General features: G+C 72.1%; 17 protein-coding genes. 9 read left to right on the top strand and 8 right to left on the bottom strand.

Annotation, left to right across the window (positions count from 1 at the left end; genetic code table 11):
* Together rfbA and rfbC are read right to left on the bottom strand one after the other, a co-directional pair.
* Positions 1–864 carry a glucose-1-phosphate thymidylyltransferase RfbA gene (gene rfbA / locus QPJ90_RS11440; RefSeq protein WP_290131345.1) on the bottom strand — a complete coding sequence of 288 codons (864 nt, stop codon included), beginning with the start codon at positions 862–864 and terminating at the stop codon, positions 1–3.
* Positions 865–874: 10 nt separating this feature from the next.
* Positions 875–1,483 carry a dTDP-4-dehydrorhamnose 3,5-epimerase gene (gene rfbC, locus QPJ90_RS11435; RefSeq protein ID WP_111238994.1) on the bottom strand — a complete coding sequence of 203 codons (609 nt, stop codon included), beginning with the start codon at positions 1,481–1,483 and terminating at the stop codon, positions 875–877.
* 116 nt (positions 1,484–1,599) lie between these two features.
* On the opposite strand from rfbC, the gene QPJ90_RS11430 reads away from it, so the two are divergent.
* From QPJ90_RS11430 to QPJ90_RS11400, 7 genes are all read left to right on the top strand, one after another.
* Entirely contained in the window at positions 1,600–2,541 is a 942-nt protein-coding gene (locus tag QPJ90_RS11430) for a glycosyltransferase family 2 protein (RefSeq protein WP_290131344.1), read from the top strand.
* Positions 2,542–2,563: 22 nt separating this feature from the next.
* The gene (locus QPJ90_RS11425; protein ID WP_290131343.1) at positions 2,564–4,144 is read left to right on the top strand and encodes a glycosyltransferase family 39 protein; all 1,581 of its coding nucleotides are present in this window, start codon (positions 2,564–2,566) and stop codon (positions 4,142–4,144) included.
* Entirely contained in the window at positions 4,141–5,697 is a 1,557-nt protein-coding gene (locus QPJ90_RS11420; protein ID WP_290131342.1) for a glycosyltransferase family 39 protein, read from the top strand. Before QPJ90_RS11425 ends, QPJ90_RS11420 begins: the two co-directional genes overlap by 4 nt.
* On the top strand, positions 5,694–6,680 hold the full coding sequence (rfbB, locus tag QPJ90_RS11415; protein WP_290131341.1) for a dTDP-glucose 4,6-dehydratase: 987 nt from the start codon (positions 5,694–5,696) through the stop codon (positions 6,678–6,680). Before QPJ90_RS11420 ends, rfbB begins: the two co-directional genes overlap by 4 nt.
* A gap of 35 nt (positions 6,681–6,715) precedes the next feature.
* On the top strand, positions 6,716–7,567 hold the full coding sequence (gene rfbD, locus QPJ90_RS11410; protein ID WP_290134217.1) for a dTDP-4-dehydrorhamnose reductase: 852 nt from the start codon (positions 6,716–6,718) through the stop codon (positions 7,565–7,567).
* Positions 7,568–7,758: 191 nt separating this feature from the next.
* Positions 7,759–8,901, top strand: coding sequence for a glycosyltransferase family 1 protein (locus tag QPJ90_RS11405; RefSeq protein ID WP_290131340.1), 1,143 nt, complete (start codon positions 7,759–7,761; stop codon positions 8,899–8,901).
* A gap of 79 nt (positions 8,902–8,980) precedes the next feature.
* Positions 8,981–10,567 (top strand): hypothetical protein, encoded by a 1,587-nt coding sequence (locus QPJ90_RS11400; RefSeq protein ID WP_290131339.1) that lies wholly within the window; start codon positions 8,981–8,983, stop codon positions 10,565–10,567.
* Between the two features lie 100 nt (positions 10,568–10,667).
* Here the strand turns inward: QPJ90_RS11400 and purE are convergent, their stop codons facing one another.
* The 4 genes from purE to QPJ90_RS11380 form a co-directional block, all read right to left on the bottom strand.
* Positions 10,668–11,180, bottom strand: a complete 513-nt coding sequence (gene purE / locus QPJ90_RS11395) for a 5-(carboxyamino)imidazole ribonucleotide mutase (RefSeq protein ID WP_290131338.1) — start codon at positions 11,178–11,180, stop codon at positions 10,668–10,670.
* Between the two features lie 9 nt (positions 11,181–11,189).
* Positions 11,190–12,293: a glycosyltransferase gene (locus QPJ90_RS11390; protein WP_290131337.1), complete on the bottom strand. Its 1,104-nt coding sequence runs from the start codon at positions 12,291–12,293 to the stop codon at positions 11,190–11,192.
* 99 nt (positions 12,294–12,392) lie between these two features.
* Complete coding sequence (locus QPJ90_RS11385; RefSeq protein ID WP_290131336.1) at positions 12,393–14,039, bottom strand: glycoside hydrolase family 6 protein; 1,647 nt, start codon at positions 14,037–14,039, stop codon at positions 12,393–12,395.
* A gap of 208 nt (positions 14,040–14,247) precedes the next feature.
* A complete protein-coding gene (locus QPJ90_RS11380; RefSeq protein WP_290131335.1) occupies positions 14,248–15,384 on the bottom strand; it encodes a 5-(carboxyamino)imidazole ribonucleotide synthase in 1,137 nt (378 codons plus the stop codon).
* Positions 15,385–15,497: 113 nt separating this feature from the next.
* Here QPJ90_RS11380 and QPJ90_RS11375 point away from each other — a divergent pair, with 113 nt between their 5' ends.
* Both QPJ90_RS11375 and QPJ90_RS11370 read left to right on the top strand, forming a co-directional pair.
* Positions 15,498–15,965, top strand: a complete 468-nt coding sequence (locus QPJ90_RS11375) for a GtrA family protein (RefSeq protein WP_290131334.1) — start codon at positions 15,498–15,500, stop codon at positions 15,963–15,965.
* A gap of 10 nt (positions 15,966–15,975) precedes the next feature.
* Positions 15,976–17,541, top strand: coding sequence for a DUF2142 domain-containing protein (locus tag QPJ90_RS11370; RefSeq protein WP_290131333.1), 1,566 nt, complete (start codon positions 15,976–15,978; stop codon positions 17,539–17,541).
* A 23-nt stretch (positions 17,542–17,564) separates the two neighbouring features.
* Here the strand turns inward: QPJ90_RS11370 and QPJ90_RS11365 are convergent, their stop codons facing one another.
* Together QPJ90_RS11365 and QPJ90_RS11360 are read right to left on the bottom strand one after the other, a co-directional pair.
* On the bottom strand, positions 17,565–18,599 hold the full coding sequence (locus QPJ90_RS11365) for a lysylphosphatidylglycerol synthase domain-containing protein (RefSeq protein WP_290131332.1): 1,035 nt from the start codon (positions 18,597–18,599) through the stop codon (positions 17,565–17,567).
* Between the two features lie 90 nt (positions 18,600–18,689).
* A complete protein-coding gene (locus QPJ90_RS11360) occupies positions 18,690–20,564 on the bottom strand; it encodes a hypothetical protein (RefSeq protein WP_290131331.1) in 1,875 nt (624 codons plus the stop codon).
* Positions 20,565–20,708: the final 144 nt, after the last annotated feature.

The following is a 20,708-nucleotide window of genomic DNA, read 5'->3' as shown; positions in this document are numbered from 1 at the left end:
TCAGGCGTCGAGGAGGCGCTGCAGGTACACGCCGTACCCGCCCTTGACGAGCGGCGCGGCGAGCTCGGCGAGCTGCGCGTCGTCGATCCAACCGTTGCGCCAGGCGATCTCCTCGATGCAGCCGATCTTGAAGCCCTGCCGGTCCTCGATCACCTTGACGTACTCGGAGGCCTGCATCATCGACTCGAACGTGCCGGTGTCGAGCCAGGCGGTGCCGCGGTCGAGGACCTGCACGCCGAGCTTCCCCGCGTCGAGGTAGCGCTCGTTCACGGTCGAGATCTCGAGCTCGCCACGCGCGCTCGGCTCGATCGTCTTGGCGATCTCGATGACCTCGTTGTCGTAGAAGTACAGACCGGGCACCGCGTAGTTCGACTTCGGCTCGGTCGGCTTCTCCTCGATGGAGACGGCCGTGAAGTCGTCGTCGAACTCCACCACGCCGTACGCGGTCGGGTCGGCCACGTGGTACGCGAAGATCGTGGCGCCCTGCACCTCGGTGTTCTTCCGGAGGTTCGTGCCGAGGCCCGTGCCGTGGAAGATGTTGTCGCCGAGGACGAGCGCGACGCTGTCGTCGCCGATGAAGTCCTCGCCGATGACGAACGCCTGCGCGAGGCCGTCCGGGCTCGGCTGCACCGCGTACTGGATGTCCATGCCGAGCGCGGAGCCGTCGCCGAGGAGGGCCTTGAACTGCTCGTTGTACTCCGGCGTCGTGATCACCAGCACCTCGCGGATGCCGGCCATCATGAGCGTCGACAGCGGGTAGTAGACCATCGGCTTGTCGTAGATCGGCATGAGCTGCTTGCTGATGCCCTTGGTGATCGGCCAGAGCCGGGTGCCGGAGCCGCCGGCGAGGATGATGCCCTTCACGTCGAGTCCCTTACTTCTTCGTCCGGAGGGACTCGGTGTACGCCACCGCTTCCTCGTAGGTCGGCAGCAGCCCCTGCTCGGCGGCCTGCTCGAGCGTCGGCGCCGTCGTGTCCTTCTCGGACAGCACGGGCTCGCCGAGGCCCTCGGGCAGCTCGAGCCCGACCGTCGGGTCGAGGATCGTGATCCCCTTCTCGCGCTGCGGGTCGTAGTGCGCGCTCACCAGGTAGTTCACCGTCGAGCGGTCCTCGAGTGCGACGATCGCGTGGCCGAGGCCCTCGGAGAGGTAGACGGCCTTGCGGTCGACGTCGTCGATCCGCACCGAGTCCCACTGCCCGAACGTCGGCGAGCCGACGCGGATGTCGACGATGTAGTCGATGAACGCGCCGCGGACGGCGGTGACGTACTTCGCCTGGCTCGGGGCGACGAGGGCGTAGTGGATGCCCCGGGCGACACCGGCCGAGGAGATCGACATGTTCACCTGGCGGAGGTCGAGCGGGTGGCCCACCGTCTCCTCGAGGACGTCGGCGCGGTAGGCCTCGAGGAACGCTCCTCGTGCGTCGCCGTGCTGCACGGGCGTGAACTCCCACGCGCCGGGGATCTTGAGTTCGCGGATCTGCACCACGGCAGCCTAGCAAGCCGGCTGGTACACCACGTTTCGCGACCTGCACGCCCGTTCGCATTAGGCTGTTGAGGCCTCGCGCTCCCGTCAGCCATCGAAACGAGACCTGCATCCCCGTGAAGTTGTTCGTCCAGATCCCCTGCCTCAACGAGGAGAACACCCTCGCCAGCGTCATCGACTCCATCCCGCGGGAGATCGAGGGCATCGACGAGATCGAGATCCTCGTCATCGACGACGGCAGCACGGACCGCACCGTCGAGGTCGCGAAGGAGCACGGCGTCAAGCACTTCGTGCACCACACCACGAACATGGGCCTCGCCCGGTCGTTCCGCGACGGCGTCGACTACGCGCTCCTGCACGGCGCCGACATCGTGGTCAACACCGACGGCGACAACCAGTACCCGCAGGCCCAGATCGCCGAGCTCGTGCAGCCGATCCTCCGGAAGGAGGCGGAGATCGTCATCGGCGACCGCCAGACGCGCACGATCGAGCACTTCTCCGGGTTCAAGAAGCTCATGCAGCGCTTCGGGTCCTGGGTGGCCTCGCGGGCGGCCGGCCTCGACCTCCCCGACGCCGCGAGCGGGTTCCGCGCGTACTCGAAGTACTCCCTGATCCGACTCAACATCGTGACGCGCTTCAGCTACTGCATGGAGACCATCGTGCAGGCCGGGTACAAGCGCCTCGCTATCGCCTCGGTGCCGATCACGACGAACCCGAAGACGCGCGAGTCCCGGCTGTTCAGCAACATCTTCCAGCACATGTTCCAGTCCGGTTCGGCGATCGCCCGGGTCTACCTCATGTACCGACCCATGGCGTTGTTCGCGTGGGTCGCCGCGGTCCTCGGGGCACTGGGGCTCTGGCCGCTCGTCCGCTACCTCGTGCTCCTCTGGATGCACACCCCCGGGAACCACCTCCAGTCGATCATCCTCGGTGTGGTCCTGCTCATCACGGCCGTGCTCGCGGTGGTGATCGGCGTCGTGGCGGACCTCACCCGGCTCAACCGGACGCTGGCCGAGGAACAGCTCGACCTGCAGAAACTGCAGCGCTACGGTGACTGACCGGGGCGCTCGGACACCGCGGGTGGGGCGTGCCGAACGCATCGTGGTCACCGCGATCACGGTCGCGTTCGCCGCCGTGCTGGCGGTCTGGGCGATCGGGACCACCACGTACAAGGCCCCGGACGAACCGACGCACATGGACGCCGTCGTCCACGTCGCGATCGGCGACGGTTGGGCCCCGCCCGGCACGCTGCCGTACCTGAACGCGACCGAGGCGACCCAGCACGACAACCTGCGGGAACCAGCGGCGGTGCACCCGACGTGGGGTCAGCTCCTGCAGGAGTACCCGGGCAACAACGTCGGCAGCGTCGACCAGATGACGCAGCACCCGCCGACCTACTACTTCCTCGCCGCCGGCGTCCTGCACCTCGTCCACTTCGAGGACCTCCGCTGGGACCACGCCGTGCTCGCGCTCCGCCTCTTCGACGCCGTGCTCGCGCTGCCGCTGCCGCTGCTCGCCTGGGCCACGGTCCGGCGGCTCACGCGGTCCCCGCGGGCGGCCGTGCTCGGCGGCGCGGCGGTCCTCGCCGTCCCGGAGCTCGCCGCGATCGGCGCCTCGGTGACGAACGACGCGCTCATGCTGCCGCTCTCCGGCATCCTCGTGTACCTCGTGACCCGCCTGCTGACCGGGGACCACCGGAAGCGGCTGCTCGTGGGCATCGCGATCGCGCTCGGGGCGATGCTGCTCGTGAAGGGCACGGCGCTGCCGGCGATCCCCTTCGTCGGCATCGCGGTGTTCACCGCGGGCCTCCACCGCGGCGTCGTGCTCCGGAACGGTCTCCGTGCGTTCGGCACCCTCGCGCTCGCGGCCCTGGTCGGCGCGTGGTGGTGGCTGCACAACCTCATCGTGTACCGGCAGATCCAGCCCGACGGCATGGCGAAGTACGCGCGGCCGGACAAGCCCTTCCCGGACGGCACCGCAGCATCGCCCGAGGTCTTCCTCCGCGACTACTGGAACGGCGTCACCCGCACCTTCTGGGGCAGCGTGGGCAGTCTCGCCCAGTTCCAGATCGCGCAGTTCCTCATCGACGCGCTCACCGTGCTCTCGCTCGCGGGCATCGTCTTCTGGGCCTTCCGCCGCGGACCGTCCCTGCGCCCGGCGCTCGTGCTGGCCTCCTACCCGGTCATCCTCATCGCGCTGCACATGCAGAGCGGCTGGGGCGGCTACGTCCGGAACACCATCGTCGCCGGCACACAGGGGCGCTACTACTACCCGACGCTCCTCGCGCTCATCGCCCTCAGCGCCCTGGCCTGGCCGCGCGTCGCGATCACCGCTCGGGGCCGGACCCGGCTCGCGGTGGGCATGGCGATCGCCGCGTGCGCGATCGCCGCGTACGGACTCGTCTACGTGATCCGGGCGTTCGGCCGCGACGCCGCGTGGTGGATCACCGAGGCGAACCTGCAGCGGTACGACCGCGCAGGCATGCTGTCGGGCGGCTGGACGATCACGCTCACGGTGATCGCCGGACTGCTGCTCGTGGCGACGTGCGTGCTCCTCGTCCGCTGGCTGCGCAGCACCGCACCCGAACGGAACGCCCCGACTGCCGCGACGACCACCCCGGCCACGACCCCCGCTGTCGATCCCGAGGGGGTCGCCGCGTGACCGCCCGCCGCCAGTGGACGACCATCGGCGCGGTGACCGCCGCCTGGGTCGGCTTCCTGCTGCTCTTCGCGTTCGTGACGCCCGTCTTCGGTGCGCCCGACGAGCCCGCACACGTGGACGCCGCCTTCCGACTCGCGCTCGGACTCGGCTGGCCACCCCCCGGCGACATGCACTACCTCGCCGCGATCCGCCAGGTCGTCGACCACCCGGTGGCGGCGGCCGACCGGACGACGGTGTCCGCGCTGCTCGCCCAGGTGCCCGGTGACTCGCCGGCGATCGACCAGATGTCCCAGCACCCGCCGACGTACTACCTGGTGGCGGCGCTCGTGCTGAAGGCGATCGGCTGGGGTTCGCACAGCTGGGGCACCGCGGTCCTGGCGCTGCGCCTCCTCGACGTCGTCGTCGTCGCCGCACTGCCGCTCCTCGTCTGGGCGACCGTGCGCCGCGCGACCCGCTCGCCGCGGACCGCGCTCGTCGCTCCGCTCCTGCTCTTCGCCGTGCCGCAGCTCGCGCAGGTGACCGCCGCGGTCTCCCTCTGGGCCCCGATGGTGCTGTTCGGCGCCGTGATGGTGTGGCTCGCCGTCCGGACGCTCACGGGCGACCGGTCCTGGTGGACCACCGTGGGGCTCGCCGTGAGCGTCACCGCGATGTCGGCGCTCACCGCGCTCGGCCTCGTCGCCGTCCCGTTCGCGGTCGTCGTCGTGCTGCTCGCCCACGGGCGGCCGCTCGTGTCCCGGACCGTCCACGCGGCCGTCGTCCTCGTCCTGCCGCTCGCCGCCACCGGCTGGTGGTGGGTCCGCACCCTCGTGCGCAGCGGCACGCTGGTCCCCGACGCGCTCCGCGGCTCCACCACCGTGGTGCCCTACCCGTCGGGCGGCGCCAACCCCGGGGCCTTCGCCGGCCGGCAGTGGGACGGTCTCACGAACTCGTTCTGGGGGCTCCTCGGTGCCAACCAGTGGGTCCTCCCGCCCGCTCTGGTCGACTCGATGACGATCGTCGCGCTGACCGTGCTCGCGTGGGCGTACGCCCGTCGTGGAACGGGACGCGGCCTCACGACGACGCTCCTGCTCTGGCCGGCGCTCGTGCTCGTCGCGACCCTCGCCTACAGCTGGCGGAACTACCTGGGGACCCACCAGGGCAACGGGCTGCAGGGACGCTTCCTCTTCATCGCGATCGTCGCCCTCGTCACCGCGCAGGCGATCGCGTGGCGGGCGCTCGTCGTCCGCCCGCTCCTCCGGCAGCGTCTGGCGCGGACGGCCGCGGTGGCCGGTCTCGTGATCGGGACGTACGGACTCGGCGTCCTCTACCGCGGCGGGTGGGAGAACGTGCAGTTCCGCGTGACGGCGGCCGGGCTCGAGCGGATGGGCGGGGACTCCGTCGCCGGCACCATGCCCATCGCACTGTCCGGCCTGCTGTTCGTCGTCGCCGCCGTCTGGTCGGTCGTCGCGGTCTGGCGGCTGTCGGCGGCCCGCGTGGACGGGCCGGTAGACTCCTCGCCGCGTACACCGTCCGCACCGATCGAGACCCGACCAACAGGAAAGAGACCCCAGTGAAGATCCTCGTCACCGGAGGGGCCGGCTTCATCGGCTCGAACTTCGTCCGCCGAACGCTCGAGGACGCCTACCCGGGCCTCGAGGGCGCCGAGGTCGTGGTGTACGACGCACTGACGTACTCGGGCAACGAAGCCAACCTGGCACCCGTCGCCGACTCCCCGCGGTACACGTTCGTGCACGGTGACATCCGCGACGCCGCGAAGCTCGACGAGGTCGTCCCGACGGTCGACGCGATCGTCCACTTCGCCGCCGAGTCGCACGTCGACCGGTCCGTCCGCGACTCGGGCATCTTCGTCGAGACCAACGTCGTCGGCACGCAGCGCCTCCTCGACGCCGCGCTCCGGCACGGCACCGAGCGGTTCGTGCACGTCTCCACGGACGAGGTCTACGGCTCCATCAGCGAGGGCTCCTGGGCCGAGGACCGCCCGCTCGAGCCGAACTCGCCCTACTCGGCGTCGAAGGCCGGCAGCGACCTGCTCGCCCGCAGCTACCACCGCACGCACGGCATGAACCTGTCGATCACGCGCTGCTCGAACAACTACGGGCCGTACCACTTCCCCGAGAAGGTCATCCCGCTGTTCGTGACGAACCTCATCGACGGCAAGCACGTCCCGCTCTACGGCGAGGGCAACAACGTCCGGGACTGGCTGCACGTCGACGACCACTGCCGCGGCATCGCGCTCGTGCTCGTCAAGGGCCGCGCCGGCGAGGTCTACAACATCGGCGGCGGGACGGAGCTGACGAACAAGGAGCTCACGCAGCTGCTCCTCGACGCCACCGGCCACGACTGGTCGAGCGTCGACCGCGTCGCCGACCGGCTCGGACACGACCTCCGCTACTCGGTGGACATCACGAAGATCCGCGAGGAGCTCGGCTACGAGCCGCAGGTGCCGTTCGAGCAGGGCCTCGCCGAGGTCGTGCAGTGGTACCGCGACAACCGCGCCTGGTGGGAGCCCCTCAAGGAGCGTGCGGCGCTCAGCTGAGCGGCGTGACCGACCCCGACGGGACCCACGACACCATGACGCGATACCTCATCACGGGGGCGGCCGGCATGCTCGGCCAGGACCTCCAGCACGCCCTCGCCGGACGTGACGTCACGGCCCTCGGCCGCGCGGACCTCGACATCACCGACGCCGACGCGGTCGACGCGGCCGTCGCCGGGCACGACGTCGTCATCAACTCCGCGGCCTACACGAAGGTCGACGACGCCGAGACCCACGAGGACGACGCGTACGCCGTCAACGCCACGGGGCCGAAGCTCCTCGCCGAGGCCACGGTCCGGCACGGGGCGAAGCTCCTCACCGTGTCGACGGACTACGTGTTCGACGGCAACGGCACGGCGCCCTACGCGGAGGACGCGCCGACCGACCCGATCAACGCGTACGGCCGGTCGAAGGCCGCTGGCGAGGCGTTCGTCCGCGACATCGCCCCGGACACCTCGTACGTGGTCCGGACGGCGTGGATCTACGGCGCGCACGGGCCGAACTTCGCGGCCACGATGCTCCGTCTCGCCGCGTCGCACGACACCGTGAGCGTCGTCACGGACCAGGTCGGGCAGCCCACCTGGACCGGCGACCTCGCCGCGCGGATCGTCGAGCTCGTCGACGGCGACGCCCCGGCGGGCGTCTACCACGGCACGAACGCCGGCCAGGGCTCCTGGTACGACTTCACCCGGGCCATCTACACGGAGGTGGGTCTCGACCCCGAGCGGGTGCTCCCCACCGACAGTGCCGCCTTCGTCCGGCCGGCGCCGCGGCCCGCCTACAGCGTGCTCGGCCACGACGCCTGGTCGCGCGCCGGGCTCGCGCCCATGCGCGACTGGCGTGAGGCGCTGCACGCCGCCGTGCAGGCGGGCGCCCTGCAGGCCTGAGCCGCGGCACCTGACGCGACCAGGAGACGGCCTGGAGGCACGGCACCGGACCGGTGCGGAGCCTCCAGGCCGTCACCGGGTCGCGTCGGACGGGCGCCCGTGCCGGTCCGTCACGGTGTCCTCCCCGTCCCCCCTGGTAGGGTCAGCCAGCCGGGTCACGGCACCACGACCACGACGAGGAGCACGCCAGCATGACCACTCTCCACGTCGTCGTCGACCAGGTCGTCGCCCCCGTGCCCGGTGGGATCGGCCGCTACACCGAGGAGCTCACGCGCCACCTCGTCGCGAACGCGCCGGAGGGCTGTGACGTCGCCGCGGTGGTCTCCGCCGTCGGGAACGACGAGCTCCGTCGACTCGAGACGCTGCTGCCCGGACTCTCGGAGCTGCAGCGCCTGGCGCTCCCCCGACGCGAGCTCTCACTCGCGTGGCAGGGCGGGATGGTCGGCGGTCTCGCGAAGGAGATGGTGCACGCCCCGAGCGTGCTCGCGCCGCTGGTCAAGCACGACCGCGTGCAGTTCCCGGGCCGCCAGACCGTCGTGACGGTGCACGACACCGTGCCGTGGACCCACCCGGAGACCCTGACTCCCCGCGGTGTGCACTTCCACCGCGCGATGATCAAGCGCGCGTACAAGTACGCCGACGCCGTGGTCGTGCCGACCCACGCCGTCGCGTCGGCCCTCAACGAGATCCACCGCTTCGACGACCGGCTGCGGGTGATCGGCGGTGCCCCGAGCGGGCGGCTCAGGACCCCGGTCGACGCCGATCTCCGTGCCGAGCGGCTCGGTCTCCCCGAGCGCTACGTCCTCGCCGTGGGGACGCTCGAGCCGCGCAAGGGTCTCACCCACCTCATCGACGCGATGGCACACCCGGACGCCCCGCAGGACGTCCCGCTGGTGATCGCCGGGCCCGACGGGTGGGGCGACGTCGACGTGTACGGCACCGCGGAACGCGCCGGACTCGCCCGCGACCGGGTGAAGGTCCTCGGTCGGGTCGACGACGCGGACCTCGCCGTGGCGTACGACCGCGCGACGGTGTTCGTGTTCCCCAGCCTGGCCGAGGGCTTCGGCCTGCCGGTGATCGAGGCGATGAGCTTCGGCACGCCCGTGATCCACTCCGACGACGCCGCCGTGAGCGAGGTCGCGTCCGACGCCGGCGTGACCGTCGCCCGCGACCCGCGCGACTCCTACGCGGAGCGGCTCGCGCAGGCCGTCTACCAGGTGGTGAACGATCCGCTGCTCGCGTCGCAGCTGGCGGTCGCCGGACCGGACCGCGCGCGGATGTTCGACTGGAACGACGCCGCCTCGGAGACCTGGCAGCTGCACGCCGACCTCTGACCACCGCGTCACGGCCGACCGGACCGGTGCCACTGCTACCGTTGTCCGGTCACCCTGCACCGAACTGAACGGGACCGCCATGCCTTCACCTGCGCCGACCGTCGTCGACGCGGCAGCGGAACGACCACGCGGCCGCGGGTCCGAGCTCGACGCCCGGCCTCCCCGCGTCTGGCCCGCGGCGGTCCTGGTCGGCTTCGCGGCCTTCGTGGTCGCCGTCATCGGGTCCTGGATCCCGGCGGCGTGGGCGGACGAGGCCGCCACCATGAGCGCCGCGCGTCGGTCGCTCCCCGAGCTGTGGCACATGGTCCACAACGTGGACGCCGTGCACGGGCTGTACTACGCCGCGCTCCACGTCTGGTTCGAGGTCGTCCCGTACTCGGTCTTCTCGCTCCGCCTGCCGAGCGCGGTCGCGACCGGCGTCGCCGCCGCCCTGACCGTCGTGCTCGGCGCGCGTCTCGCCGGCCGGTGGGCCGGCATCGTGGCCGGGATCGTCTTCCTGCTCCTGCCGCGGGTGACCTCCGCGGGGATCGAGGGCCGGTCGTACGCCTTCACGGCGGTCGTCGCGGTCACCCTCACCCTGGTCTTCGTCATCGCGGTGCAGCGGACCGTCGAGCGACGGCCCCGGGCCTGGGCCTGGTGGGTCCTCTACGGCGCGGTGGCGCTGCTCTGCGGCCTGCTGTTCATCTACGAGGTGCTCATCCTCGCCGCGCACGCACTCACGCTGCTGGTCTGGGTGGTCCGGCGGGGTGGCCCCGGGGGTCGGCGTCCGCACCTGCGAGCAGCGCTGTGGTGGCTCGTCCCGACCGCGCTCGTCGGCGTCCTGCTGCTGCCGTTCGTGCACCTGACGTCGGGCGAGGCCGCCAAGCAGCTGTACTTCATGGGCAAGATGGGCTGGGGCACCGGCATCCTCAAGCCGGTCTTCGTCCTGCAGTTCTTCATGGGGTCGAAGTCGATGGCGTTCGTCGGCTGGCTCGCGATCGCCGTCGGGGCGGTCACGGCGGTGGCGCTCCCCCGACTCCGACACCGGGTGCCCGCGGTCGAGCTCACGCTGCCGATCATCCTGCTGCCCCCGGCCGCGATCTACGTCGCGTCGGTGCTCGTCCGGCCGCTCTACAACGCCCGCTACTTCACCTTCGAGACGCCGCTCGTCGCGATCGCGATCACCCTGGGCCTCACGTTCCTGCCGTGGCGCCGGACGGCGGTCCTGTGGCTGGCGCTCCTCGCGGTGCTCTCGGCGCCGCAGTGGTCGTCGCAGCGGCAGCCGATGGCGAAGGACGGATCGACCTGGGACACCGCGACCGCGCTCATCCAGCGCGAGCGCGCGGCCGAGCCCGCCGGTACGCGGGACGCGATCTACTACGGTCCGTTGCCATCGCACGTGAACCGGACGACCGAGTTCGTCGAGGCGTCCTACCCGCAGGCGTTCGCGGGGATGCGCGACCTGACCGTCGAGCGTAGTGCGGTGTCGATCGGCGAGCTCTGGGCGCAGCGTCGTCCGGTCACCGCCCCGCTGCCCGACCTGTCCGACGTCGACCGGATCTGGTTCGTCGGTGAGCCGACGGCCGACCAGCCGCGTGTGCTCCAGGACCAGATCGGCTCGACGTGGCACACGGCGGACGAGTGGAAGGACGGCGCGTTCGTGATCAAGGTCTACGAGCGGGACTGACCCAATCGCGTGGCCCGGGCGCGCGTCGCGTGCCCCGGGCGCGCGTCGCGTGCCCCGGGCGCGCGTCGCGCACCGTGCGACGGAGGCGCTGCGGGTCCGCTCAGAGGGATTCGCGGAGCCGCGCGGCCTTCTCCTCGACGAGCTGCTCCAGCCCGTCCGCGTACTCGGCGAGCCGCGTGGCGACCGCCGGGTCGGCGCTGCCGATGATGCGTGCCGCGAGGAGTCCGGCGTTCGCCGCCCCGTTGATCGCCATCGTCGCGACCGGGATGCCCGCCGGCATCTGCACGATCGACAGCAGCGAGTCGAGCCCGTCGAGGCGCGCGAGCTGCACCGGGACACCGATCACGGGGAGCGTCGTCATCGACGCCACCATGCCGGGGAGGTGCGCAGCGCCACCGGCACCCGCGATCACCACGCGGATGCCCCGTGCGGCGGCACCCCGGGCGAACCGGGTCATCTTGTCCGGGGTGCGGTGGGCCGAGACGACGTCGGCCTCGAACGCGATGCCGAGCTCGGTGAGCATGTCGGCGGCGGCCCGCATGGTCGGCCAGTCGGAGTCCGACCCCATGATGATCGAGACGAGCGGCTGGGCGGTGGCTGCGGTGTCGGTCACGGGTCGAGCCTAGCCGAGCAGGGCCCGTCGCCAGGCGTCGCCGTCGGCGCCGATCATCCGCTCGCGCGCGACCCACGCGACAGCCCCGGGGTCGGCTGCACCGCGGTCGACGGCGGCCACCACGGCCGCGCGCCAGGCGGCCGGGTCGTCGGGGACGGCCACCACGCCGTGGGCCGCGGCCTCGGCGTACGAAGGTCGGTCGGACACGACGGCGGGCAACCCGAGCGCGACGTACTCGATGGCCTTGAGGTCGCTCTTCGCGCGGTTGAACACCTCGTCGCGGAGCGGTGCGACGCCGGCGTCCCAGCGCTGCCGGTGGTCCACCAACCAGCGGGCGAACGCCGGGTAGTGGCCGTCGGGCACCTCGACCCGTCGGTACCAGTCCGCGTCGCCCTCCGCGACGCCGATGACCTCGAGGCGGATCGGCAGGCCGTCGGAAGCGACGAGGTCGGTGAACACGTCCCGCAGGAGCTCGAGGTCGGCCGCGTGCGTCAGCGTGCCCATGTAGAGCACCCGGTGCTCGTCGGCGGGGAGGTCGTCGGTCGCCGCCGGCTCCCCCGGCGTCCAGAGCGACGGGTCGAGCGCGTTCCGGACGACCACGGTGTCCCGGGCGAGGGGACGGACGACCTCGGCGAGTTCATCCGTGCTGACCACGACGACGTCGGCACCCCGGACGAGGGCGTCGATTGACGCGAGCCGGTCCGGGTCGTACTCGGCGCGGGCGAGCCGCTGCCTCCCGGAGTCGGTGAAGAAGTCGTCGTCCACCTCGGCGACGACCCGGACGCCCCGACCGCGAGCGGCGTCGAGGAACGGTGCGACGGAGGCCCGCGGCAGGATGTCGCGCTGGACGAGCACGACGTCCACGTCCGTGTCGGCCGCCCCGTCCACGAACGCACCGGCGTCGACCTGCCGGACCGTCGCCGTGCCCGATGCCGCGAGGTGTTCGGTACGCCGGACCACGCGCACGTGCGCCGAGGCCGGGTGCGCACCGTCCGCACCCGCGACGACGTAGCCGACGACGGGCAGCGGCGTGGGGGCGGCCGGCGTGGTCCCACCGGCGGTCAGTGCGCGGCGGAGTCGGCGGGCGGCACGACGGACGAGATCACGCGGCATGCGTCCATGATCCCGGAAACGGGCCGGCGCCGAGCGCGGGCACGCGGCGAGCGGCAGCGGCAGCGGCAGCGGCAGCGGCAGCGGCAGCGGCAGCGGCAGCTAGCGCACGGTCAGGTTCCGGCAGCCGAGCGACCGGTCCCCGCCGGACCCGATGCCGACCGCCACGACGCAGACCTTCCGCTTGCCCGACGCGACGACCGCCGTGCCGGACACGCCGTGCGACGGTCCGACGCCGTGCACCCGGTCGACGTCCGCTCGGCGGCCCTCCGCCGTGAACGTCCCGACCTGCCGGCCGTCGGCGGTGACCCGGACCCGGACCGCGCGGCCCGTGTCGTCCCGGTCGAACGCCCAGCCCCGCACGGACACGCGGCGGTGGCTCGGCGACGAGAGCGCGTCGACCCGGCCGGTCGGCGCCACCGCCGCGACGCTGACCGTGCGGCACGGGTCCGATCGCTGGTCCTTCCCGCTCCCGGTGTTGCGGGCGACCGCGCACACGGTGTGCTTCCCGGGCGTGGTCGGTACCACCCCGGTGAAGCCGTGCGCGTCACCGACGCTCCACTGCGCCGCGACGTCCGCACGACGGGCGTCGGCCGTGACGGTCCGCACGGAGCGACCGTCGAGGGTCAGGGCGACGCCGAGTGCGGTGTCGGGCGCGTCACCGTCGAACGCCCAGCCGGTCACGGCGACGCCCCCGGCGGCCGGCACGGCGCGCTCGAGCGCCACGTACGGGTCGGACCGGTACGCCCGAGCAGGCTGGACCGCGGGCGCCCCGAGCTGCGCCTTCGCCACGAGTGTCCGCGCGAAGGACGGGTACCACTTCCCCGCCGCCGGGCCGCCGTTGCAGGTGCCGTCGCTCGCCCCCGGGGTCTTCACCCAGAGCAGGGCGTCGAGGGCGGTGCCGTCGGAGACCACCTGGGGTGCGGTGCCGAGTCCGGCTCCGGGCCCGTTGCACCACGTGCCGCGCCAGCCCTGCCCGTTGCGCGAGGTGTCGATGACGTAGTGCGAGCCGTCCGTCGCCGCGGAGAGCTTCTCGGCGTACGCCTGCTCCTGCGCCGTGGGGTAGTAGTTCGCGACGTTCGTGGAGAACCCGCGAGCGGTGGTCACGCCGGCCTGCCGCAGTCGGTCGGCCATCGTCGCGACCGGCACCCAGTTCGAGTTGCCGCCGTCGAGGTAGGACGGCACGCCGGCCGCCGTGAACACCCCGACGGTGCGCTTGAGGATCCGGTAGCGCTGGGCGTCGAGGGACGCGTCGCACGCCGCGTTGCTGAGCATCGCCAACGAGTCCGGTTCGACCACGACCGCGGCACGGTGTCCTCGCAGTCGGCCGGCGACCTGGTCGATCCAGTCGCCGTACGAGGCCTCGTCGAGTCCCCCGGCGGAGTACCCGCCGCAGTCGCGGTCCGGGATCGCGTAGGTCACGAAGACGGGGGTCGTGCCGGCCTGGTCGGCCGCGGCGACCGCGCGGTCGATGGTGGTCGTCAGGGTCGTCCCGCGCGTCCAGTCGCCGAGCCAGATCGCGACCGGGTACCGCGCGATGGTGCTCGCCGCGGCGGCCCCGTCCGGGTCGGTCGTGCGGAGGGCGTCGGCGGCCTTCGCGGCCTCGCTGGTCGCCGAGCGGTAGGGCCCACCGGCGAAGAGGGTCGTCGCCGCCGCCGTCCGCACGGAGGGCGTCGCCGCCTCGGCGGTCGGGGCGACTCCGACGGTGGTGAGGACTGCGACGGCGCCGAGGACGGCGAGGCTGCGCATGCGGGCTCCCTGGACTGCTCGGACCGGCCCCCTGGCCGGTCGGAGCGTCCATGACAACACGTGCTGCGCACTCCACGACACACGCCAGATCGGGTGCCACCCGAGCGGGTGTCCGCACTTCTGCCGACGTCCCCAACGCGGACCGGGAGGCACGTGGCGGGCCCGCCACGTGCCTCCCGGCCGTCCCTCTGGTCCCGCCGGACGTGCGTCAGTCGTCGAAGTGCGCCGCTGCGGCGCGCGCCCGGTACACGACGTCGTCGACGTCGTCGCCGACGACGGTGACGTGCCCGATCTTCCGCCCGGGTCGCGGCGCCTTGCCGTAGAAGTGGTACTTCGCCTCCGGGAACGCAGCGAGCGCCCCCGGGTACCGGGCGGCGAGGTCGCCGTCCGCCGGACCGCCGAGCACGTTGATCATGACCGCGGCGGGCGCGTGCATGCCCGTGGCGCCGAGGGGCAGGTCGAGCACGGCACGGAGGTGCTGCTCGAACTGGCTCGTCGTCGCACCGTCGATGGTCCAGTGCCCGGTGTTGTGCGGCCGCATCGCGAGCTCGTTGATGAGGATCCGCTCGTCGGAGGTCTGGAACAGCTCGACCGCGAGGACGCCCGTCACGCCGAGCTCCTCGGCGATGCGCACCGCGATCTCCTCGGTCAGGTCCGCGATGCGCCCGGCGCTGTCCGACGCCGGCGCGAACACCTCGGCGCACACACCGTCCTGCTGCACGGTCTCGACGAGGGGCCACGCGACGACCTCGCCGGAGGGACGACGTGCCACGGACTGGGCGAGTTCACGGGTGAAGGGCACGAGCTCCTCCGCGAGGAGGGCCTGACCGTCACCGGCCTCCGCGACGGCGATGAACCAGTCCTCGACGTCGGCCGGGTCCGCGACGACGCGGACGCCCTTGCCGTCGTAGCCGCCGCGGGCGGTCTTCACGACCGCGCGACCACCGTGGTCGTCGAGGAACGCGCGGAGCTCGTCCGGGTCGTGCACCGCTGCCCAGTCGGGGACCGGCAGCCCGAGCTCGGACAGTCGGCTGCGCATCGTGATCTTGTCCTGTGCGACGGCGAGGGGTTCCGGCCCGGGTCGGACCGCGGCACCCGCGTCGACGAGCGCGCGGAGGACGTCTTGCGGGACGTGCTCGTGGTCGAAGGTGACGACGTCGACCTCGCGGGCGAATGCGAGGACGGTGTCGACGTCGTGGTAGTCGCCCTCGGCCGTCGCGGCGATGCCGGCCGACATACCAGGGCCCTCGGCGAGCACCCGGATGTCGATGCCCAGTTCCAGTGCTGCGGGCACCATCATCCGTGCCAGCTGTCCCCCACCGACGACCCCGACGCGCAACGCCATGCTGTGTGTTCCTTCCGTCGCTCACACCGAACGGTCCGAGCGCCCTGTCTAGAATCGACTCTCGGGTCACCCGCTGGGTGGCCCGTGACAACTCTACGGATCCTGGAGACCCCGTGCGCCGACTCATCGCCCAGCTCGCCCGCTTCGGGGTGGTCGGCGCCGTCGGCTTCGTGGTGGACACCGCCGTGTTCAACCTCCTCCGGTTCACCGTGCTCGACCCGGCCGACGTGCACTCGGGGCCGTTCTGGGCGAAGGTCATCTCGACGACCGTCGCGATCTTCGTGAACTGGATGGGCAACCGCTACTGGACCTTCCGCGACCAGCGGCGTGCCGTGGCGACCCGCGAGGGCATCGAGTTCGTGGTCGTGTCCCTCGGCGGCATGGTGATCGCGCTCGCGACCCTCGGCGTCTCGCACTACGCGATGGGGTTCACGTCGGCCTTCGCGGACAACGTGGCGAACATCGTCGGCCTCGGACTCGGCACGATCTTCCGCTTCTGGCTCTACAAGGTGTGGGTGTACCACCCCGAGCGGACCGCCGCACCGGTCGCGGACCCCGTCCGCACCGAGGTCGCCCCGTAACATCGGCCACGTGACCCTCGACGCCCGTCCACCCGCCGTCGCGCGCTGGGAGCGGATCGCGATCGCGGTCGTGACGGCCACCTTCGGGCTGTGGCTCGCCGCCTGGGCGCTGCTCGTCCCGGTGTTCCAGGCGCCGGACGAGACGGCGCACATCGACGCCACCGTGCACCTCGCGCTCGGCGACGCGTGGGCCGCCCCCGGCGACCTCATGGTCGCGCAGGCGGTCCTCGTCGCGAAGCAGCAGCAGGCGACCCAGCCAGCCGACGAGTGGGCGACGGTCAGCGAGCTGCTCCGGACGTTCCCCGGGCCCTCGACGACCGTCGACCAGATGTCCCAGCACCCGCCGACCGCGTACCTGGTCGGCGCGGCCGTCCTGCGGGCGGTCCACTACGGCGACCTGCGGTGGGACCACGCCTTCCTCGCCCTGCGGTTCGTCGATGTGGCGATGGTCACCGCGCTGCCGTTGCTCGCGTGGGCGGCCGTGCGTCGCGTCACCCGGTCACCGCGCGCCGCCCTCGTCGGCGGGCTCGCCGTGTTCGCTTCCCCCGAGCTCGCCTCGATCGGGTCCTCGGTGTCGAACGACGCGCCGGTGCTGCTGCTCGCGGGCGTCACCGTGCTGCTCGCGACGCGCCTGCTCACGGGTGACCTCCGTTGGCGGACCGCCGTGGGGCTCGCCGTGGCGACGGGGGTGCTCGTGTGGGTGAAGGGGACGGGTCTGCCCGCGGTGCCGTTCGTGGGCGTGGTGGTGCTGTTCGCCGGCGCGGGGGTGCTCGGCTGGGGCGCCCGCGTCCTCCGCACGGTCGTGGTGCTCGGCGTGACCGGGGCGATCGGGGCGTGGTGGTGGGTGCACAACGTCGTCGCGTACGGCAGGGTCCAACCGAACGGCTACACGGCGATGCGGCCGCCGAAGGACTTCCCCCCGGGCGAGCACCCCACGCTCGGACACTTCCTCGACGTCAGCTGGGGCACCCTCACCCGGACCTTCTGGGGCAGCTTCGGCGCGCGGGCACAGGTGAGCATCGGCGACCTGTTGACCGCCGTCGTCACGATCATCGTCCTCGTGGTGCTCGTCGGCTGGGCCTTCCGCCGGGGTCCCGAGCTCCGCGCCGTGCTCTGCCTGGCGGTGTTCCCGGCGCTGCTCATCGGCATCCAGAACCGCACGAGCGCGCACTCCTACCTGACGACCACCGAGGTCGCGGCGACGCAGGGGCGCTACTACTTCCCCGCGATCGTCTGCCTCATCGTGCTGAGCGCGGTCGCGTGGCGTCGGCTCGTGCCCGCTGGGCGCCCGCGCGCCGTCGTGGCGACGGCCCTCGCGGTCCTGCTGCCCGGGCTCGGCGTCTACGGGTTCGCGGTGGCGGCGGCGTGGTTCTGGAACGCGGCGGTGTTCCCGGTCACCGGCCGGGGACTCCTGCGGTGGACCGAGGTCGGGCCGGTGCCGGTCGCGGTGCTCGTGGCGCTCGTCGTGGCCGCCGGGATCGGCATGGTGTGGTCGGTGGTGCTCGTCGTGCGGGCTGGCGTCCGTCAGGTGACACCCGTCCCCGCTCGTGCGGGCAGCAGGGCCACCGCGGCGTGACGAGGGAGCGGCCCGCCCCGGCGTCAGGCCGCCGGGGCCCCGTCGTGCACGACCGACGCGTCGTCCGTGGGCCGTCCGCGCCCGAACCAGGTCGGCACCGCCGCGCAGAGCAGGAAGAGTGCGTCGACCGCGAGGCTCCAGACGCGCGTCACGACGACCACCACGAGGGCGATCGACGGCGGCATCACGAGGCTCAGCAGCAGCGCCTGCACGCCCTCGCGGACGCCGAGCCCGCCGGGCGCGAACACCGCGAGCATGCTGATCGCCGACGCCATGCTCGCGGCGCCGATGACGAACGCCGCGTCACTGCCCTTGAGCGACGGGTACACCGCGAGGGTGATGAAGTAGTAAGCGCTGCCCGACAGGATGGCACCCGCGACGTACAGTCCGGCACCGCCGAGCACGGTCCCGAGTCCGGGACGCACGTCGTCCTCGAGCGGCTTCCGACGGAGGATCTTCAACGCGAGTCCGATGAGCCACACGAAGACCTGCGGGACGAGGCACACGACGCAGCCGACGAAGGCGGCGATCATGAGCGCGATGAGCCACCCGTCGAGGTCGTGCGTCCGGGGGTCGATGAGCAGCAGGACGAGGGCGAGTGCGAGGGTCGCTGCGATCTGCAGGGCCCCTTCGAGCAGCCCGCTGACGCCGAGTCGGGCCTTGGAGACACCGTGCTTCGACGCGAAGTAGACCTTCCCGATGATCCAGGTCGCTGCACCGGGGATGTAGCGGCCCATCCAGGACTTCGCGTACACGTAGGTCAGGGTGACACCGCTGCCCTTGAGGCCGGTCGCGCCCAGTCGTCGAAGCAGGTAGAACCAGATGCCGACGCCCCAGTACCGGAAGCCGAGGCTGATCACGGTCGCGACGGCGACCCACCCCCAGTTCCACTGCACCCGTGACAGCTGCGCCCAGTCGACGCTGCGCACGTACAGCACGAGGAACACCGCGAGCAGCACGTAGAACGCGATCGGGATCGCCTTCGTCAGGAACCGGCGCAGGCCGGGCCGACGCTTCCCCTCGGGTGCGGGGGCGTCGCTGCTGGTGCTGTCGGACAAACGGTTCTCCTGCGTTCGGGGCTCAGGACATCGTAGACGCCCGTCCCGGGGCGCCAGCCGAGCGAGCAGCGCGCGCAGCCTCCTCGCCGCTCAGCCGTCGAGCCGGATGATCTCGACGCGGCACGGCCGCGTCCGGTCGCTCGAGGTGTCCCCCGTGCACGGGATGACCGCGGTGAACGTCCCGACGAGCGTGCCCGCGCCCGAGTAGTCCCGCTCGGCGCGTTCAGCGGGGTCGTACTGGAAGAAGTACCGGATGCCCTGCTCACGGAACACCGCGCGCTGCGCCGCCGACGTGTAGTTGTACCCCTGCCCGGAGCGCCCGAACATCCGGGTGTCGGTGAGGAACGCGAGCGATGCGAGCCCGCGCGTGTTGGTGCCCACGACGTTCGACCCGGGCGGCAACACCCCGCTCGCGGTGATCTCGTCCGCCAGCCGGACGAGTTCGGGCACCTGCGTCGGACCGGTCACGTCGAGTGGCTCGGCACTCGCCACCGACGCCACGAACGGTGCGGGGTGTCCCAACCAGTTCTGCGAGAAGGACGCGAGCGGCACGACGGCGATCCCGATGCACGCGACGACGATGCGGAGGACCCCACGCCGCCGGACGAAGCGCCACACCGTCGGCAGCATGAGCGCGGCGAGGAGGGTCGAGACGTAGAACAGCGGCCAGTAGTACCGCGGGTTGCCACCCCCGCTCGACGACGAGGTGATGAGGGCGTACCCGACGAAGTAGACGAGCGCGGTCGCGGCGGTGAGGCAGGCGAACGCGTACCGGCGGAAGCGGACGACCCCGACGACGAGGGCTGCCGTGAAGAGCAGGCCGATCGGCACGGCGAAGGGCGCGAACGAGGCGATGCGGTTGAGGTAGAAGGGGAACGCGAAGACCCGCTGCTGCACGTAGTACTGCGCGCGGGCGAGGAGCCCCGACTCCTTCGTCACGGTCGGTGCGGCGTCGGCGGACGGCTCGCTCGTCGTCGGCGCGGTGGAGGCGCTCGGGTCGGGGTTCTCGGCGACGCCCTGCATGTAGACCGACTTGGTGAAGTCCTCGTTCGCCGTGACCGCGTGCGGGTTCGGCGGCACCGGCAGCCACGGCCAGTCACCCGACCGCGACCCGGCGTCGAACTTCGAGCTGATGTTCACGTCGAGCGACGACCCGAGCGTCGGGTACCCGTACTTGTGCGTGAGGGCGCCGACCCACGGAGCCGCCACGACCACCGCCACGACCACCGCCGTCGCCGCGGTCGGCCACCAGCGGAACGCGGGCTCGCGACGCCGTGCCGCGGACCAGGCACGGAGGAGCATCCAGACGACGAACGACCCGATCACCACCGGGACCAGGAACAGCTTGACGAAGTAACCGGCGGCGATCGCGATGCCGAGGACGACGCCGACGACGATCCGGATCCGGAGGGAACCGGTCCGGACGCGGTCGGCCCAGCGGAGGGCCCAGAGCCAGAGGACGATCCACGCGACCACGAGCAGGTCGGGGGTCTGCACCGAGACGGTGGCCATCAGCGCGGGGATGGCCGCGACCATGTACACGAGCGCCGGGACGACCCGGTGGATTTGCGACCAGACCACCCACCCGCCCACGCCGAGCACGACGGCCGCCGCTGCGAGGTTGACGACGAGGAACGCGGACGGCAGCCCGAGCCCCACGGCCACGAGCGGTGCCATGAGCCACGACACCATCGGCGACCAGTAGGCGTTGATCGCGTCCCCGAACCACCCGTTCGCGTAGTCGCGTGCGATGGACATGTACGAGATGCCGTCGACGTTCGTGACGCCGAGCCGCTGGTGGTAGCCGACGGCGGCCGTGAGTCCGATGCCGAGGACGAGGACGGCCGCCATGGACGCGAACGCGAGCAGCGTGCGGCGACGACTGGTCGTGCGCTCGTGGTGCCGCTCGAAGTGGAGGTCGAGCGCCTCGCGGGCGGCTGGCGTCGTCACGGTCACGTCAGCCATCTTCGCATCCACGGGGCGACGCCTCTCACCGACGGAGGCCGCAGCACGCGGTCCGCCCGGCTCTCCGTCACGTGTCGGGTAGCATCGCTCGGACGTGGCGCGGGGATGACAGGGCCCTGCGCCGACTCGACGAGGAGGGGTGGG

Origin of the sequence: Curtobacterium sp. 458 (assembly GCF_030406605.1) — a bacterium.
Lineage (GTDB): Bacteria > Actinomycetota > Actinomycetes > Actinomycetales > Microbacteriaceae > Curtobacterium.
The sequence above is the reverse complement of the archived record's forward strand: the minus strand, read 5'-3'. Positions and strand labels throughout refer to the sequence as shown.